General features: G+C 62.5%; 11 protein-coding genes. 5 read left to right on the top strand and 6 right to left on the bottom strand.

Features of this window, described 5'->3' with window-relative positions; translation table 11 throughout:
- Positions 1 to 146: 146 nt before the first annotated feature.
- A complete protein-coding gene (locus HB634_RS01070) occupies positions 147 to 3416 on the top strand; it encodes a protease pro-enzyme activation domain-containing protein (RefSeq protein ID WP_213947109.1) in 3270 nt (1089 codons plus the stop codon).
- 63 nt (positions 3417 to 3479) lie between these two features.
- Here the strand turns inward: HB634_RS01070 and HB634_RS01065 are convergent, their stop codons facing one another.
- Together HB634_RS01065 and HB634_RS01060 are read right to left on the bottom strand one after the other, a co-directional pair.
- A complete protein-coding gene (locus HB634_RS01065; protein WP_213947107.1) occupies positions 3480 to 5114 on the bottom strand; it encodes an NAD(P)/FAD-dependent oxidoreductase in 1635 nt (544 codons plus the stop codon).
- 68 nt (positions 5115 to 5182) lie between these two features.
- Positions 5183 to 5776, bottom strand: coding sequence for a TetR/AcrR family transcriptional regulator (locus HB634_RS01060; RefSeq protein WP_213947106.1), 594 nt, complete (start codon positions 5774 to 5776; stop codon positions 5183 to 5185).
- Positions 5777 to 5902: 126 nt separating this feature from the next.
- Between HB634_RS01060 and HB634_RS01055 the strand changes: the two genes are divergently transcribed.
- Both HB634_RS01055 and HB634_RS01050 read left to right on the top strand, forming a co-directional pair.
- A complete protein-coding gene (locus HB634_RS01055) occupies positions 5903 to 6457 on the top strand; it encodes a hypothetical protein (protein WP_213947105.1) in 555 nt (184 codons plus the stop codon).
- Positions 6458 to 6554: 97 nt separating this feature from the next.
- On the top strand, positions 6555 to 6857 hold the full coding sequence (locus tag HB634_RS01050; RefSeq protein WP_213947103.1) for a hypothetical protein: 303 nt from the start codon (positions 6555 to 6557) through the stop codon (positions 6855 to 6857).
- Positions 6858 to 6923: 66 nt separating this feature from the next.
- On the opposite strand, the gene HB634_RS01045 is transcribed toward HB634_RS01050, so the two are convergent.
- Positions 6924 to 9980 (bottom strand): TonB-dependent receptor, encoded by a 3057-nt coding sequence (locus HB634_RS01045; protein ID WP_213947102.1) that lies wholly within the window; start codon positions 9978 to 9980, stop codon positions 6924 to 6926.
- Positions 9981 to 10441: 461 nt separating this feature from the next.
- Here HB634_RS01045 and HB634_RS01040 point away from each other — a divergent pair, with 461 nt between their 5' ends.
- A complete protein-coding gene (locus HB634_RS01040) occupies positions 10442 to 11410 on the top strand; it encodes a hypothetical protein (protein WP_213947100.1) in 969 nt (322 codons plus the stop codon).
- A 65-nt stretch (positions 11411 to 11475) separates the two neighbouring features.
- Here HB634_RS01040 and HB634_RS01035 read toward each other — a convergent pair whose 3' ends face one another.
- The gene (locus HB634_RS01035) at positions 11476 to 12021 is read right to left on the bottom strand and encodes a hypothetical protein (protein WP_213947098.1); all 546 of its coding nucleotides are present in this window, start codon (positions 12019 to 12021) and stop codon (positions 11476 to 11478) included.
- Positions 12022 to 12291: 270 nt separating this feature from the next.
- Here HB634_RS01035 and HB634_RS01030 point away from each other — a divergent pair, with 270 nt between their 5' ends.
- The gene (locus HB634_RS01030; RefSeq protein WP_213947096.1) at positions 12292 to 12948 is read left to right on the top strand and encodes a TonB family protein; all 657 of its coding nucleotides are present in this window, start codon (positions 12292 to 12294) and stop codon (positions 12946 to 12948) included.
- Between the two features lie 34 nt (positions 12949 to 12982).
- Here the strand turns inward: HB634_RS01030 and HB634_RS01025 are convergent, their stop codons facing one another.
- Together HB634_RS01025 and HB634_RS01020 are read right to left on the bottom strand one after the other, a co-directional pair.
- Positions 12983 to 14077, bottom strand: coding sequence for a serine hydrolase domain-containing protein (locus HB634_RS01025; protein WP_255548307.1), 1095 nt, complete (start codon positions 14075 to 14077; stop codon positions 12983 to 12985).
- 380 nt (positions 14078 to 14457) lie between these two features.
- The gene (locus HB634_RS01020; RefSeq protein ID WP_255548306.1) at positions 14458 to 15648 is read right to left on the bottom strand and encodes a glycoside hydrolase family 27 protein; all 1191 of its coding nucleotides are present in this window, start codon (positions 15646 to 15648) and stop codon (positions 14458 to 14460) included.
- Between the last annotated feature and the right edge of the window lie 40 nt (positions 15649 to 15688).

Raw genomic sequence — 15688 nt, 5'->3', positions numbered from 1 at the left:
CGTGTGTGACTTTGCGACGGATGTAAAGCTATCGTCGAGCGTCCGCATGAACATGCGTCACGCGGACGTGTGCCGAAGGGGCAGCCTTTTACGGGTTGGGCACAAGAACTTACGAGGTAAACGGGCTCTTTTCCTTCGGGGGTACTATGTCAGACATCATGTTCAGGCCTTGGCTTGTGGGCAGCGCGCTGCTCGTTGCCGCGGGCGCCGCATGCGATGCGCACGCCGCTGCCGCTACCGCTACGGTGGGCAGCACCACCACCACACCGTTGATCACCAGGTCAGTCGATAAAAGCCAGATGACGACGCTGCCAGGCAGCGTGCCTGCCAGGGTCCGCAGCAGCGCCGATGCCGGCCCCATGGGAACCACCGAGGTGATTCCCTCGATGACGCTGGTGCTCAAGCGCAGCGACGATCAGCAGAAGCGCTTCGATACCTACCTCGCCTCGCTGGACAATCCTTCCTCGCCCAATTTCCACAAGTGGCTGACCGCCAGCCAGGTGGGCGCGCAGTTCGGTCCGAACCAGAAAGACATCGCCGCCGTGAAGGCATGGCTCGGCAGCCAGGGCCTCGGCGTGACGAACGTCTCCGCCGACGGCATGCTCATCCGCTTCACCGGCTCTGTCGGCGCCGTGCAACAGGCCTTTGGCACTTCGCTGCACCACTTCACCGACGCCAACGGCAAGCGCCACTTCGCCAATAGCGCCGAACAGAAGTTGCCCACTGCCCTCGTACCCGTCGTCCGTGGCGTCGCCTCGCTGACCGACTTCTTCCCGAAGCCCCAGAAGAAGGATGCCCAGCCGGTCAAACGCAACAAGAAGGGTGAATGGGTCACCGCCGGTGCACCCTCGTCCGACTTCAACTTCGTCTACCAGGGCGACGTTCAGTACGACGTGGTGCCAGCCGACTTCGGCACCATCTACAACGTCAATCCCCTGTGGAACCAGACGAACCCGGTACGCGGTGCAGGCCAGACTGTGGCCGTGCTCGAGCGCACCAACGTGCTCGATGCCGATGTCGCCACCTTCCGGCACACCTTCCTGCCGGCCGACGCCAAGGGCGTCTTCACCCAGCTGCACCCGGCGGGATTCGCGGGCGATACCAGCTGCGGCGACCCGGGTACGAACGCCGATGAAGGCGAGGCTGCGCTCGATGCCGAGTGGGCCGGCGCCGCAGCGCCCGACGCCAACGTGACCCTTGCCTCGTGCGCGGACAGCGGTGCGGACTTCGGCGCCTTCCTCGCCGCCCAGAACCTGTTGGAGCAGGACGCTCCACCGCCCATCATGAGCCTGAGCTATGGCGAGTGTGAATCCGTCAGCGCCGCCGTCGGCGACCTCGACGAAGCCGCCGCCCTATGGTCCACCGCTGCCGCCGAAGGCGTGACCGTCTTCGTCTCCACCGGAGATGCTGGATCGGCCGGCTGCGACCAGAACCAGGTCGCCTCCAGCTTCGGTATCGCGGTGAATGGACTGGGCAGCACGCCCTACAACATCGCCGTCGGCGGTACTGACTTCGATGATTTCAAGAAGACGCAAAAGTACTGGCTGGCTGGTAACGGTGAGCTCGGTGCCAGTGCGATCAGCTATATCCCCGAGCAGACCTGGAACGATTCCTGCGCCAGCGCCCAGCTCGACAAGGTCCTGGGCATCGCCAATCCGAACAACGCCTGCAACTCGGCGGCCGGCGAAAACTTCCTCAACACTGCCGGTGGTAGCGGCGGCCCGAGCTACGTCTGGTCGCAGCCAACCTGGCAGCAGGGTATCGCCGGCATGGACCAGAACGTCACACGGGCGTTGCCGGACGTGTCGCTGTTCGCCGCGAACGGTCTCTACGGTCACGCGCTGATCTTCTGCATGTCCGATGCGGACCAGGGCGGCGTGCCGTGTAACTACCTTGACCCGACCGACTCGCTGTTCAACAGCGCCGGTGGCACCTCGTTCGCCGCGCCGGCCATGGCAGGCGTGCAGGCTCTCGTCGACCAGGCAAGCGCCAACCGCCTGGGCAATGTCGGCCCGACGCTCTACGGTCTGGCCCGCACGCAGTACGGTACGGTCGCGACACCGGCGGCGGGCTGCAAAGCCAACGACACCACCTGCGTGTTCCACGATGTCACAGTGGGTGATATCGACGTTCCCTGCTTTGCAGGTACGGGCGATTGCTTCGTCAAGAAAGGCCAGCAATACGGCGTGGTCAGCGACGGTGGCCGTGCTTCGCTCGTCACCGCGTGGAAGACCGGCAAGGGCTACGACTACGCCACCGGCCTGGGCTCGGTCAACGTGACCAACCTGACCAACGCCATCGCCGCCAGGCAGACCCGCGGGCAGATCATTCCCCGCACCTGGGATCTGGCCGGCGCCAACGACAGCGCCAACCCCGGCGTAGGCCTGAACTCCGTGCTGGACGGTAAGAGCACGCTGCTGCTGGTGGGTCCGAAGACCGGTAACGCCACCCTCGTCCGCATGAACGGAAGCACCGTGCTCAGCACCGACACGTGGGTCCCGGTGACACAGGGGACCCAGGTGGCCGACGGCTTCCAGCCGGGCGACCAGGTCAAGGCCATTCCGTTCGATCTCTTCGGCGGCCAGCTGACCAACCAGACCGTGATGGAAAGCGACAACCCGACGACCAACACCCTGAACCTGGCGGTTTACAGCTACGGCTGGGAGAACTTCCGCTTCCCATACCCGGCCGGCTGGAGTCTGGTCGGCGCCGGACTGGTCGACGCGTCGGCCAAGTCCAAGGAAGTCTGGTTCAACGCCGGCACCGGCAAGGTGTCCTTCTGGACCTTCGATTGCAACGGCACCCTCAAGTTCGGCCGCTTCGACACCATGGACTGCGAACAGGGCGCATCCACGTCGCTCGCCGCACCAGCGGGCTTCACGCCTAGCCTGGCCGATCTCAATGGCGACGGCATCCTCGACATCGTCTGGACCGGACCGAAGAACGCGGTGAAGTACTGGATCAACAACGGCCAGGGCGGCTTCACCAAGAGCGATGGCAGTAATGCCCCCGCGGGCTTCGCGCTTGTTGGCGTCGGCGAAGTCGCCGGCAGTGGCAAAACGGACCTGATCTGGTTCAACGCCAGCACCGGCAAACTGCGCTGGTGGGAGATGGACGGCACGACGGTCGCCAGCCAGGGAACCATGGCGGCTCCGGACGGCTATACCGTTGCAACGATCGAAGACTTCGACGGCGACGGCCTGGCCGACCTGGTCTGGACCAATGCCAAGGGTAAGGCCATCCTGTGGCAGGGCATCGGCGACGGCTTCGTCTCGCAGCAGGTGGCCGATGGCGAAGGCACGGCGTATGTCGTGCCCGCTGGCTACAAGGTGCAGATGAATCGCGTGCAGGGTGTCGTGAATGCTGCCGCTTCGTCGAGCGCCGCTGCGCAGGTGGCAGTGGCTGGTACGCACTGACCAGGACGACGTACTAACGAAAAGGGCGGACGGGAAACCGTTCGCCCTTCTCTTTGCCTGATATCAACCGGCGCCGTTGATACTCCGCGCCACCGCTTCCGCCACGCGAATGCCATCGACCGCAGCGGAGAGGATGCCACCGGCGTAACCGGCACCTTCGCCGGCGGGAAACAAGCCGCGCGTGTTGAGGCTCTGGTAGGCGTCGTCCCGACGGATGCGCACCGGCGACGAGGTGCGCGTTTCCACGCCGGTGAGCAGCGCGTCGTGCATGGCATAACCCTTGATCTGGCGATCGAACGCTGGAAGCGCTTCGCGAATGGCCTCGATAGCGTACTCAGGAAGGGCCGGCGCGAGATCGGTCAGACGCACGCCAGGCTTGTAAGAGGGCTGTACGCTGCCGAACCCTTCGGACGGCTTGCCCTTGATGAAATCGCCGACCAACTGCGCGGGCGCGCTGTAATCCCGGCCACCGAGCTCATACGCACGCGATTCGAGTGCGCGCTGCAAGGCGATGCCGGCCAGCGGACTGCCGCTGTCGTCGAACGCGGCGAAGTCCTCCGGATCGATACCCACCACGATCGCCGCGTTCGCGTTACGTTCGTTACGCGAATACTGGCTCATGCCGTTGGTCACCACGCGCTCCGGCTCGGAGGTCGCAGCGACCACGGTACCGCCCGGACACATGCAGAAACTGTAGACCGAACGACCATTCTTGCAGTGGTGCACCAGCTTGTAGTCGGCCGCGCCGAGAAGCGCATGACCCGCCTGCGGCCCGAAGCGTGCCTGGTCGATGATCGACTGCGGATGCTCCACGCGAAAGCCGATGGAGAACGGCTTAGCCTCCATGTACACACCGCGGTCGTGCAGCATGAAGAAGGTGTCGCGCGCACTGTGCCCCACGGCGAGCACGACATGATCGCTCAGCAACTGTTCGCCACTGGCCAGCACGACGCCACGCAGCTGGCGTGACCCGTCGGTAGCGGTGTCGACCAGCACGTCATCGACGCGTTGCGTGAAGCGAATCTCGCCGCCCAGCGATTCGATGGTTTCACGCATGGTCTCCGCCATCGTGACCAATCGAAAGGTGCCGATGTGCGGCTTGCTCACATAGAGAATTTCTTCGGGCGCGCCCGCCTTCACGAACTCGCTGAGCACCTTGCGACCGTGGTGGAGCGGATCGGAAATCTGGCTATAAAGCTTGCCATCGGAGAACGTGCCTGCGCCACCTTCACCGAATTGCGCGTTCGACTCCGGATCCAGCTTGCCCTTGCGCCACAGGTCCCAGGTGTCGACCGTGCGCTCGCGCACCGCCTTGCCGCGGTCGAGGATGATCGGCCTGTAGCCCATTTGCGCGAGCAGCAGGCCCGCGAACAAACCGCACGGCCCAAGGCCGATCACGATGGGGCGCTGCTTCAGATCGGCCGGCGCGTGGCCCACGAACTTATAACTGGTGTCCGGCGACGGCTGCACGTGCTTGTCGTCGGCGTGCCGCGCGAGCAGGCCAGCCTCGTCCGTCACTTCCACGTCCAGCGTATAGATCAACTGGATGTTGCCGCGCTTGCGAGCGTCATGACCGCGGCGGAACACCGTGAAGCCCAGCATGCCGCCCTTCCCCAGCCCCAGCTTGGCGCGAATGGCCGCCTCGATGGCGCCTTCGGCGTGATCGAGAGGAAGCTTGATGTCGGTGAGTCGGATCATGCGTGCAGGTGTTCAGGCGGTTTGGCCGGGTATTTTCGCATGTCTGGGTCGTCGGGGGCTGGCGAGGCTTAACCTCGCGCCGCCGGGACGGCGGTCGTGCTGACAAGCCGACGCAAGCCCCCGCGGGCCACGTCGGCAAACTTGGACGGATCGCCGAAAGCACGAGCGGTGAGCATGGCGCCGTAGATAAGTGAGATGAATGCCTCGGCTTCGGTACTTGCCGCGCCCTGGAGACGGAATACGCCCTGCTGCGCGCCCTTGGTCAGGATGGTCTCGAGCCAACGCGACAAGTCGCGGAAATGCGCGCGGACGCATTCCGCCAGCTCGGGCGGCAACGAGGGCAGTTCTGCCGCCAGCATGCCGGCGACGCAGAACGGAGCCGACGCGTCAGCGATGCACTGCTCCCAGTAGCCGGTGTAGAACCCCAGCTTCTTCACGGGATCGAAGTCGTCGCCATCGAGCAACGCGATCTGCTCGACGATGCCAGCCCGCGATTCTTCAACGACCGCCCGCGCCAGATCCGCCTTGGCCGGAAAATGGTGATGGATGCTCGCCTTCCGGACCTGGACCTGCTCGGCGACGTCGGCGTAGCTGAAGCCGTTATAGCCACGGGTCTGGATCAGATACCGCGCTGAGTCGATGAGTTTCTGCTGGGTAGTCATTGGCGTAGCCTACCATTTAGTAGGTTACATATTCAACAGAAACAGCTTCTGATACGTCAAATATTGGAATGTTGACTCATTGGCCTACCTACTAGTAGGGTTACTATCCCACTTGAGGACACCCCAATGAACACACTACGAAGCTTTTACTTTCTCCGCTCAGGCGTTGCCTTCGCCTGGGTCGCGCTGGTGGTACTGCTATCGAACCTTGACGTGCCACCCTTCGTTTCTGGTGCCCTCCTGGTCCTCTATCCCGCCTGGGATGCCCTCGCGAACATGCTTGATGCACGCCGATCTGGCGGTCTGCGCACCAACCCAGGCCAGCGACTCAACGCGGTGGTCAGCATCGCCACGGCGGCTGTCCTCGTCGTTGCGCTGACTGTCCGCGGGAACGCCGGCGGGTTGTTCGTCTTTGGCATCTGGGCCCTGTTGTCGGGACTGCTGCAGCTTTTCGTCGGCATTCGCCGCAGGAAGCTGGGCGGCCAGATCTTCATGATGATCAGCGGCGTGCAGTCGGCACTGGCCGGCGTCTTCATGACCGTCCAGGCGTTCGGAGAGGCCCCGACGATCGCCAAGCTTGCGCCGTACGCGGCATTTGGCGGGCTGTACTTCCTCCTGTCCGCGTTGCGGCTGACCTTCAAGCGCCCGACTTACGATGCCTATCAGCGTGAATCCACCTGATCCGGCCTGCGTGCCCCGGCAGACGACCAGATGAATCGGGTACTTTGGCCGCGACGGAACGGATTGTCCGGACCGGGATGCGGCGTTGAGGCGCTCTATGGTCAAACGGATCCTGGTGGCGGCGCTCATCGGCGTGACCGTGACGGTTGTGCTCATCGCTCTTTCATTCGCGGCCGACGACGCAGGCCACGAGGCCTTATCGAACGCATTGTTCTGGCAAAACTCCCTTCTACAGTCCCTGGTGCCCGCGCCCCATGGCGAGGCGGCAGGGAATCCGTTCGCCGACGGACTGCCCTTGCCGTTTGTCGTGTGGTTCGCGAGCGTCCCGTTTGGATTCGTAATTTACGGAACGGCCGCGTTTGCCATCATCGGAAGGCTCAAAAAAAAGCCGCCTGGTTAGCCAGGCGGCACTGGGGAGACGCATGTTGCCCTCGCAGGGCAATCTTCTTGTAAGTCGGTGCGGTGCTTAGAAGTCGTACGTTGCCGTCAGACGTGCATAGCGCGGCGTCTGGTAGTACTGGCCAAGGTCGTAATTGTTGAAGACCGTCTGCGGCGACGCCTCATAGGTCGAGAAGCTGTTGAGCGGCTTGAGCTCGTTGGTCACGTTGAAGACGCTCAGGCCAAACGCCAGCTTCCCGTCGAATGCGGCTGGGCGATACGTCAGCGCAAGATCGAGCTGCTTGATCCACGGATTGCGTGTATCACCCGGATGCGAGGGAACGCCGTTGCAGTTGTGATATGACGACATGTAGCCGATCGGATCCGGATCTTCCGCGCCATCGAGGTAGCCCAGGCATGACTTCGGCGAACCGGAAGCGAGCCGAAGGTTTCCCGAGACCATCCATTCCGGCGCGATCTGATAGGCACCATAGGCCTTGAACTGATGCGTACGATCGTTGGCGAGCAGACCGTTGGCGTTGTCCATCAGTAAGGCCGAGTCCCAGTCCTGTGTCTTGGAGATATCGGTCTGGCCAATGTCCGACTTGGTCTGGCCTTCGGTGTTCCCGTACGAGCGCGAGAACGTGTAGTCGATGCGGCCCTGCCACTTTCCGTCAAACGGGTGGTCGAGATACAGGTCCAGCGCGTAGTAGCGGCGCTTTGCCTTTTCATCGAAACCCCAATCGGCCGAGCTCATCTGCACATCGGTACGGCCGATGCCGTTGGCATTGGCAAGGCTGAAGGTATTGGTGAACCCGGGGTTGAAAATGACGCAGCCCGGAATGGTGACCGAGTCGGGGTCGACGCCTTCGGAGGTGAGTTTGTCGCCAATCTTGCCGGTGTCGCAGACATCGTCGATCGCCGTGCGGAGCCTACGTACGGTGATCTTGGCGCCCGTGACCCAACTGGCCCCGAGCGTCTTGTCGAAGCCGATGATGCCTTCATCCTGGTACTGCGAGCGAAGATCACGCGCGGAGACGGAAACCGGATCGATCGGTTGGCCGTATTCACCGTCCGGCGAGATCGGACCCTTGCCGATCGGGGTCAGACCCGTCGGTCGGCCCAGACTATCGATACCCGTGTAATCGAAGTACTCATACGTGAGCGTCGACGGCGAAGCACCGCGTACGGCGACATTGTTGGGCAGTGCGAGGAAATAGCGGCCGAAGTTGCCGTAGATTTTCAGGCTCGAGTCGCCAAAGACATCCCAGGCGGCGCCGAGGCGAGGCGCCCACTGCGCAGCATTATTGACGTAGCTTCTGCCCTGGTCGTTGAAGTTCTTGAAGCGGTCGTTGCGGACACCAATGCTCAGCAGCACCTTGTCGCTGACCTGCCAGCGATCCTCGAGGTACTGCGCGCGCTGGTCCAGCGACATGCTGGTGACCGACGAGAAGATGCGCCTGCTGACGTAGTAGCCGTCACCACCGGGCGCACCTACGCCGCCTGAGGGACTGATGGGAAGGGTCGGGTCGGCCGCGACGCCGTAGCGCCAGTAATAGCCCGGACCGCTGGTCGCCGTACCCACGTTGTGGCCGTCGTAGTGCATGTTGTCGATGCCGCCGGCGACCTGGTGATCGCCGATGTGCCAGTCGAGGTCGATACGAAGACCACGCGTCTTGCTGTTTGCGCCCGGATCCTGCGAGGTCGCGGAGGAGTTCAGGTTGGTCAGCTGGTTGCCACCGTTGAGCTCCGGGTTCTCGTTGTACGGGCGGTCGATGTAAGGCTGCTCGCCCAGGCCGGGCGTCGGGTTCTGCAGGTAGTCGTCCGTCCAGCTCTTGCCGTAAGTCACCGACAATGTGAGGTCGTCGGTGAGGTACGAGGTGTACTTGGCGATGGCGTACTTGGAGTCGAGTTTCGACGTATCCGCATTGGCGCCGGTCGGACCGGTGCTTTGGCGTGCGTCGTAGTCATAGCCGACGTACGTACCGCGCTGCTCATCGGTCGAGTGGATGCCGGTCAATTCCAGGATGTTGGAATCGTTGATGTTCCAATCAAGTTTCGCGTAGTACTTCGGCAGGTTGTACGTGTAGTGGTTCGTGGCTACCGGGTTGGCTTCCACCGAATTGGTCGACGCACCCTCCGACTTCTCGGCTTCCGCTGCAACGAAGAAGAACAGCTTGTCCTTGATCAAAGGACCCCCGACATATGCGCTGTACGTCGTCGTCCATTTCTTGTTGTCTTCGCGGTTGCGGTACAGCGTACCGGGCGCATTCGGATCTTCGAAGCCGTAGCCCTCGGGCAGAGTACGACTCTTGTAATAGATGTTGCCGGGACTTGCCGCCGCGAACTTCGGTTCCCAGAGGACCTGCGCACCAAAGTGCCATTCATTCGTACCGCGTTTACCGACCTGGGAAATCACGCCGCCGTCGGAACGACCGTATTTGGACGAGTAGCCGCCCGTATACACTTCCTGCTGGTCGATGGCGCCGTACGGCAGGCCAACGCCGCCGAGGTTGCGGTACGGGTCGGAGGTCGAATAGCCGTTGACGTAGTAGGCGTTCTCGGATGCACCGCTGCCACCGAACGAAACGGTCCGGTAACGACCGTTGCCAAGGTTACCCGAGCCCGCTACCGCGCCTGGTGCCAGGAGGGCAATCGCTTCGGCGTTGCGCCCCAGTGGGAGTCGGGCCAGCGTCGCAGCGGTGACCACCGTGCGCGAATCGACGGCCGTCGCGTCGATCGGCGGCAAGCTGTTAGCCACGACCGTGACCGAATCGAGCGCCTGGGCGTTGGCCGCCGATGCCGGCTGGTTGAACGAAACATCCGTGCTGCCACCGACCTTGATCTGCACGTTGGCACGCGAATCGACCACGTGGCCGTCCTGCAAGACATTGACCGTGTATGCACCAAGCGGCAGGTTACCGATGCGGTAGCGTCCCTGGGCATCGACCGCGGCTTCACGCGTGACGCCTGTCGAGCCCACCACGGACACGGTCTTTCCTGACGTCGGGTCGACCTGGCCGGCAATGTCGCCGGTGGTCGACTGCGCATGGACACTCATTGACGTGCCGAGCACGACAGCGAGCGCCCAGGCCAGAGTCGTCGGACGCAACGGCGTCCGCCTGGTACGGTGAAGATAATTCATGAACTCCCCATTGCCCCAATAGAGCAGTAATCGCCATCCACAGGATTTCCCTGCCGCGCACCAGGCAGACGTAGCCCGTGCCGTCCGCAAATACACGGACAGCCTCAAGCACCTGTATGGCTATTTAAAAGTCGATGCGCTCAGGCAGCCCCGCTGGCCGCCCTTCCCAAAAACACCCTGCCCGTTCCTTCCACGCCCCCTTTGGCATGTGGTGGAAACTTGCGATGGAAGTTAGCGTTTCGTTGCCAGCTTGTGTGTCGACTTGAGGGAAGGACAGTGTTTCCTTCGCCGCACCACTCATCGTTTCACCGTGCCGCCTGTCATGGCGCACCAAGGGCGAAGCGAGTGACAACTGTCAAAGACGGTCGTTGACACTCCGCCCTCCCGATCGACTCGCGCAAGCGGCAAGCTGGATTTCACGCCACCCAACCACCTGCAACGGAACCCGCCTAGTGAAACCAGTGTCCCGCTTTCCCGTCGTTACTGCGCTTACTGCCGTCCTATGCTGTCTTGCTGCAGGCCTGGCCACCGCGCAATCGGGAGGTGGAGCGCCGGGCCGCCAGCCTGCTGCCCTGGAAGCCGATCAGCTGTTCTGGCAGACCTTTCATAGTGCCGACTACGCGCACATCCAGGACAGTATCGAGGCCTCCACGGCCGCTTACCTGCGTGACCCCAACGATGCCGTAAGTGCCGCCCATGTAGGTTGGCTGCACATGTGGCGCGTCGCGGAAAGACACAGGATGCAACAGGCACCCGCGAGCATCACTGACGACATCGTGCTGGCGAGAAAGTACTTTCAGAAAGCCGTGGCACTCGCCCCCGACGATGCGCGCTACCGCGGCTTCCTCGCCAGCGCGATATTGGCCGAAGCCCAGATCGACCGCGACGCTGCGCTTCGCCAACAGGGTTCGGAGATCATGGGTCAGGCTGTATCCGATTGGCCCGCGTTCAACCTGTTTACCGCGGGATTCGTGGCAAGCGGACTGCCGGCATCCAGCGACGGCTTCAAGCAGGCGCTGGAACAGCAATGGCAGAACCTCGAGGTATGCGGGCATATGAAGGTTGACCGCCACGGCAACAATCTAGACGTCCTTGCCAAAAACATGGAAAAGGCCGTGGGGCAAAGCCGCGATGCACGCGCTTGCCTCAACTCAGCAAAAGCACCGCATAACGAAGAGGGCTTCTTCCTCAACATGGGAGACATGCTCACCAAGTCTGGCGACTGGCAGACAGCACGCAAGGTCTACGCTACCGCCAGGCTATCCACTGGCTACGCTCAGTGGCCCTATCGTGACGTACTGGAAGAGCGTATCCGCGATGCGGAATCGAACGTGGCGGTATTCAACGCGGAAGCTCAACCGGGAAAGAAGTCAGCCAACCCGATGATGATCGGCAGCGACTTCTCCTGCATGGCTTGTCATCACCAGTAGGACTATCCCCCGGCGGTTTCGCGTCGGCGGCGCCTTGGGGATATGAGATGCAGTCGTGACGGAAGTCAGTCGTCAACGGTGTAGACGGCAATGAGGCGATAAGGCCCGGGCTCGCACTCGTGGAGTTTGCCTTGTTCGACGGCGGCCACCGCCTCATCAAGCGTGACAAGTAAGCAGTGATCATTGACCGGCAGAGTCGATGCCAGCCCGTTGCATGACAATGGGGAGCATTCGGCCATGTTGCCCATCGTGAACGACGCGATATCGAATCCCTCCAGCCGCTTGCTGGCCGGGAGGACCACCTCGGTGGAAAACGATGGCTCGGGCTCAAACGCTTCCCAGGCCTTCTCGTTCTCATCGAACTGAAGCTCGTAAGCCTCGTAGTAGAAGAGTTTCAGTCCATCAAGCGAGATCGAGGCGGTGTTCGCCAAATCAACGATTTTCTGAGGCGAATCGAATAGCCAGTGGCCGTTGTGCTGCCAGTAGGTCATGTAGTCGGCAAACGGCTTCGAAATGCAGGCGCTGAGCGAATAGATGTCAGTCACGTTCACTGCGTCCAGCCATTCAGGCCGGTCGGAGACACGCTTGTACAGATATCCCAGCGGAATCATAGTGGGCGTCCATCGTTTTGGATTGCTGGCGAATATTATCGCCGGCCAACTGCGGAGGGTATATGAGTCGATGGGCAACCGTGCCGGACGTGCCGCCGCTTCCCGAGCCTGAGCAGAGCGGCTTCGTGAACAGTGACGGCGCGCGGATCTACTATGCCGTATTCAATCCCCACGGCGGGCGTCCCCATCCGCTAAAGACAGTTGGAAACCTGCCGATACACTTCGCTACGCGCGCGGGCACGCGCACCGGACTGGATAGCAGGGAGTTCCATGAAATATCGGTTTGCATGGTTGGGGCTGATCCTCGTGCTCGCGCAGCAGTCGCATGCGACTGAGGCCGCTCCGGTCCCGAAGCCCGTCGAGGCCTCCGAAAAGCGGATCATCGGTACTCCCGCCCCGCCCTTCCCGCCCAGCGCCATTCGTCAGGGTCACGAAGGGACTGTAAAGGTTCGGGTAAAGCTCAACGCGAACGGCGAGCCGGTAGACGTGTCGGTTGAGGAAAGCAGCGGCTACAGCGAACTGGATGCCGCTGCGGTCAAGGGGGCATACAGCTGGCGATTTCGACCCAGGGTGGTGGATGGGCGAAACATGGAGGATACCGTTGTGGCCCCAGTGACCTTCAGTCACTCTTTCCACTCCGGTGCGCCGGTGGCAGTGCCGGGACCGGAATTCAGCTGCGTCAAGGCATCGATGCCGACCGAGAAAGCCATCTGCAACGACCCGGAGCTCACCGGGCTCGAAGGCGGAATGGACGTTGCTTATCGTCACCGCCACTTTTTCGCCATGCCAAAAGATGCGCGGGCGATGGAGAAAGAACAGGATAATTTTATCCGCGAGCGCGCCGCACGCTGCGTAACGGACGTGCCGTGCATCAAGGAGATGACGACGGCGCGGCTTTGGCAGCTACCGTGGGATCCCGCGAGGTAACGCCCGCTCTTTCATTCCTGAACATCGCCTGCGTTCAAGTGTTGACGCGACGCAGAACGAGACTGCGCCACGTGGGAACCGCGGTCCGCAAGTCGACTGCCTCACCGTCACTGGTGAAGAACAGTCCTGGCTCGCGCTCGACCAGCAGTTTCACGCCGTTGATAAACAGGTAGCCGTTGCGCCGCTCGACGAGCACGTCCAGCGACGGCTTGCCCCATTGATAGATCTGATACTTCCCCGCGTATTTCGTCCACTCCGCACGATCGGGCCCCTTCGGATCATGAGGTCCCTCGTTGTAATCGACGCCGGCCTCCCCTTCGCTGCATTCGAGGTGGGCCGGCAAGTCGCCCACGGCTTCCGTGTACGTCCACGCGACAAGGTCATGGTCGGCATCCGCCGTGAAGAAGGCGGTCGGCGTCACGGCGAGGAACGGGCCATGCATCTCGAAGGCGTCCGACTCGAATCGAAGGCCGTCGTCGGTGTCATGAATGGTGGCGGTAAGGTTCCGCCCTACATAGGTGCCTGCGACCGTTTGCTTGAGGGCAGCCGTCGGCCGGATCGGTGCAATGTCCGTTGCACTGAGCCTCGGAGACTTCGCACCGAAGCGGGCGGCAAGAAGACCATCGATCAGCTTGCGACCGAAGCGATAGGGAGCGGATACCGACCGATTGAACATGGCGGCCCAGGCAAGCTTCGCCTCCGGACAATAGATGAAAACACACCCGAAGCCAAAACCGCCGCCTTTGTGGCTGAGCACGCGGACCGGGGTGTCGCCATAACGCAGTTCGTTGCGAATGACGCCAAGACCGTAGTCGCCGCCGAGGCCAAAGCCGTGCATCGCTTCCCACAGCGCAGGTGCCAACACGGGCTTGCCGTCGATACGTCCACCGTCGAGGTGAAACGCCGCGTATCGCACCATGTCACGTGCACTTGTGTAAACACCGCCTGAAGCTACCAGGGGTGTGACCGCCGGCACGCTGTCGTATCCCTTCTCGTGGCCGACGGCGCGATTGCGCCGCGTGGTATTCACGGCGGCATCGGCCGTGCTGTCGTGCATGCCCAACGGCTCGAACAGCTTCCGGCGAAGCCACTCGGCATACGGTATCCCCGTCTTTGGCGACCGCCGCATGACCGCCGGTCGTCCCGAAACCTTCGACCCAGGCCACCCTCCCACTCTCGATGAGGCAGACAGAAGTCCCCTCGATGCCTTCAGTGCGCATGGCTTCGAGGATGGCGGCACGCTCGGCGTCGATCAGCGTACCGGCCGTACCCAAGCTAGCGCGCGTGGCGGGAAGGCTTTCGACACGCCCGTTCGTGCCGATGGCACCCACGGCGATGCCGGCTGCCGCATGCGCCAGGAATGAGCGGCGATTCATGCTGGGGCTCATGAGGTCTCTCCCTGCTGGGTGGCGGCAGGTTCAACCATCAAATCCGAAAGGTCAACCCGAGCCACGCCGGAAGACATCAGGGACATCGACCGGGCGTTGTCGCCCGATCGATGCCACCCGGTTACTGGCTGATGCGATACATCACGGTCGCATGCGGCTCCAGCCTGGTCTTGATCGAGCCATCGCCCTTCGTGTCCGTGTGTGCCCATAGGTCGCGCACGGTGTGGCTGCCGCCGGCCTTCAGGCCAATCTCGGTCGCGGCGATGGCGACGTCCTTCGCGGTATCGGCTTCGTTGAACACCGCCACTGCGCGGCCGCCATCCTTCAGCGGTTTGACGATGACATGGATGCCGCCGGCATCACGCACCTGCTTGCCCTGCACGCCGAGCGGATCCTGGTCGATGGCAATAACGTCCTTGTTGAGCAGGATCTGTAACGCCTCGGGCTTCACGGTGCGCAGGTCGGTGCCGATCAGCAGTGGCGAGGCCATGATCGACCACAGGCTGAAATGGCTGCGGTATTCGACATCTGTCATCCCGCCGTTACCCACTTCGAGCATGTCCGGATCGTTCCAGTGGCCCAGGTGGGCGTAGCGATCGAGTACCACGTTCTGCTTGAAGATCTTCAGCATCGAGGGGTAGTTGTCGCTGATGTCGCCGGTGGTACGCCAGGAGCCCGCGTCCACGGGGTCCTTGCCCGCCCAGAGCCAGGGTTTGTTCTCGCCCCATTCGCACATGCTGAAGAAGATCTGCCGGCCGCTGCCGCGCAGGGCCTCGGCCATGTCGGTGTAACGCTTGTGCGCGTCCACCTTCTGGTTGTTGCAGTTGTCGTACTTGAGGTAATCCACATGCCAAGAGGCGAAGGTCTTCGCGTCGTCCTTCTCGTGGCCAAGGCCACCCGGGAAACCGCGGTTCTCCTCCAGGGGCTCGCAGGTAGAGACGCCCGCGCTGGAATACAGGCCGAACTTGAGGCCACGCTCATGGATATAGTCGGCGAGTGCCGCAATGCCACTCGGGAAACGCTTCGGGTTGGGCTGCAGATGGCCGTCCTTGTCGCGCTGCCAGTTGGCCCAGCAATCGTCCACGTTTACATACGTGTAGCCGGCATCACGCAGCCCGAGGCTGATGAACTTGTCGGCGACGCCGCGGATCATTCCTTCGTCGAACTCGGCGCGGCAATGCGTGGAGTTCCAGTTGTTGAAGCCCATCTGCGGCAGGACGGACGCCGTCTCGTCGGCCTTCACCGGCGCGGCGGCGACGCCAGCGGCGCAGACCAGTGCACTGAGAACCGCGCCTCGCAGAATGTTCGTCATGGAATCGCTCATCGATACGCCTCGTGTCGGGAGAAGGGAA

This window comes from Luteibacter sp. dw_328 (genome assembly GCF_018449605.1).
Classification (GTDB): domain Bacteria; phylum Pseudomonadota; class Gammaproteobacteria; order Xanthomonadales; family Rhodanobacteraceae; genus Luteibacter.
This window is presented reverse-complemented; position numbering and strand designations above follow the sequence as displayed.

Coding starts and splice junctions, on each gene's coding strand:
- HB634_RS01070 (WP_213947109.1), top strand. CDS start 147: ATGTCAGACATCATGTTCAGGCCTTGGCTTGTGGGCAGCGCGCTGCTC.
- HB634_RS01065 (WP_213947107.1), bottom strand. CDS start 5,114: ATGATCCGACTCACCGACATCAAGCTTCCTCTCGATCACGCCGAAGGC.
- HB634_RS01060 (WP_213947106.1), bottom strand. CDS start 5,776: ATGACTACCCAGCAGAAACTCATCGACTCAGCGCGGTATCTGATCCAG.
- HB634_RS01055 (WP_213947105.1), top strand. CDS start 5,903: ATGAACACACTACGAAGCTTTTACTTTCTCCGCTCAGGCGTTGCCTTC.
- HB634_RS01050 (WP_213947103.1), top strand. CDS start 6,555: ATGGTCAAACGGATCCTGGTGGCGGCGCTCATCGGCGTGACCGTGACG.
- HB634_RS01045 (WP_213947102.1), bottom strand. CDS start 9,980: ATGAATTATCTTCACCGTACCAGGCGGACGCCGTTGCGTCCGACGACT.
- HB634_RS01035 (WP_213947098.1), bottom strand. CDS start 12,021: ATGATTCCGCTGGGATATCTGTACAAGCGTGTCTCCGACCGGCCTGAA.
- HB634_RS01030 (WP_213947096.1), top strand. CDS start 12,292: ATGAAATATCGGTTTGCATGGTTGGGGCTGATCCTCGTGCTCGCGCAG.
- HB634_RS01025 (WP_255548307.1), bottom strand. CDS start 14,077: ATGCGGCGGTCGCCAAAGACGGGGATACCGTATGCCGAGTGGCTTCGC.
- HB634_RS01020 (WP_255548306.1), bottom strand. CDS start 15,648: ATGACGAACATTCTGCGAGGCGCGGTTCTCAGTGCACTGGTCTGCGCC.